Below are 1,555 nucleotides of genomic sequence, written 5' to 3'. Positions count from 1 at the left end.
TTTCATCTGTTTATAATTGTCTGTTAATTCATTTTTATATTTTTAGGTAATGGTAAAAAAACGCTAAGAAGTTAAATTTTCATCTACATGCTCGCGGCAATACTCCTGTGTGCTTAGCGCTTGATGTCAATTTCATCTACGGGGTTTCATTGTTGAAGCAATGATGTTTCAACCTCCAGTAATGACCGACCTTTGTTTTTTATGCTACCATTTCCTTGTTTATTTCAACTCCAAGCTCCTTGAGTTTATCCAGGTATCGTTGGATCTGTCTGTCCTTTTTTCGGTTGTCCAAGTATGCTGCCCCGAGTTCTTTGTATGCTGTTTTGTCCTTGAGGATGAAGTAGGCCGCTACCAGGATCTTATGTCCTATTGCTACCAGCGCTCTTTTTTTACCTCTTCTTCCTACCAGACTTTCATACTTGCTTCTCAGATAAGTTTTCTTGGTCCGTGTTGCTGCCCATGCAAATTGCGTGAGCATAGATTTTAAATATTTATCCCCGTGGGTGGTCCTGCTACTTTTTTTTTACCGCCCGATTCATTGCTGCCCGGGCTCACACCTGCCCAGGAGGCTAAGTGCTGTTCATTTGGAAAGCGGCTCATGTCATTGCCAATCTCAGCCAATATGAAAGCAGCTCCGTCTTTGCCCACTCCGGGAATCGTTTCCAAAAGCTTGGCGTCCAGTTCCAGCTCATTGGCTTTGAGCATCTTTTCAATCTGCTCATCCAATTTGGCGATCAGCCGTTCTTTTTCATCTATCGATTCCTTTACCGTCTGAAGCATAAACCGATGGTGGCCCGTTAGTTTGCCCCGCAGTGAAGCAGCCAGCTCTTCTTTGGTGCAATGCATTTTTCCGTGATGAAATTTGACCAATTCATCCACATTTTCCTCCCCATCAATCAGTGCCTTGATGATCTTGGTAGCCACGGCCCCGCTCATGTCGCTGACCACACTCGAAAGCTTGATGTTGGCATCTTCGAGTATCTTTTGAATCCTGTTCTTCTCCGAGGCAACTTGGCCGGTTACTTTCCGCTTGTAGCGGGTTAAGTCACGCATCTCCCGGATGGGCTTGGGCGGGATGAAGCTTCCTTTCAACAATCCGCAAAGCAACAGCTTGGCAATCCACTTGCTGTCCTTCTTGTCGGTTTTGTGGCCGGGTACGTTCTTAATATGCCGGGCATTGACCAGAATGACTTCAAAGTCTGCTTCTAAAACATTGTAGACAGGTTTCCAATAGACCCCCGTACTCTCCATGGCCACATGGGTAACACCATTTTCTTTCAACCAATCCCGAAGTTGTTCAAGCGACTCGGTAAACCCATCGTAAGAACGGGTGTCTTCCTTCAGTCCTGCGCCCTTGATGGTGGCTACGATCAGATTTTTGTGGACATCTATCCCACAACCTCTTTCTATGAGCTGATCAAAGTTTACAGTTTGAGTGTTCATGACTGTTTAATTTTTTTCCGATTGATTTTTACGAGAAGGATTGATGCTGGGATATAATCATTCCCCTGTGTGTCGTCCGCCCGTCATGGGTATTTCATCTGTTTATATTTTG

At 45.0% G+C, this 1,555-nt stretch carries 2 protein-coding genes; both read right to left on the bottom strand.

What is annotated here, in order from left to right; translation table 11 throughout:
* Positions 1 to 199: 199 nt before the first annotated feature.
* Positions 200 to 478, bottom strand: coding sequence for a hypothetical protein (locus tag J2X69_RS24715; protein WP_310109538.1), 279 nt, complete (start codon positions 476 to 478; stop codon positions 200 to 202).
* A gap of 5 nt (positions 479 to 483) precedes the next feature.
* Positions 484 to 1,443, bottom strand: a complete 960-nt coding sequence (locus J2X69_RS24710; RefSeq protein WP_310109536.1) for an IS110 family transposase — start codon at positions 1,441 to 1,443, stop codon at positions 484 to 486.
* Positions 1,444 to 1,555: the final 112 nt, after the last annotated feature.

The organism is Algoriphagus sp. 4150, from assembly GCF_031457395.1.
Taxonomy (GTDB): Bacteria; Bacteroidota; Bacteroidia; order Cytophagales; family Cyclobacteriaceae; genus Algoriphagus.
The sequence above is the reverse complement of the archived record's forward strand: the minus strand, read 5'-3'. Positions and strand labels throughout refer to the sequence as shown.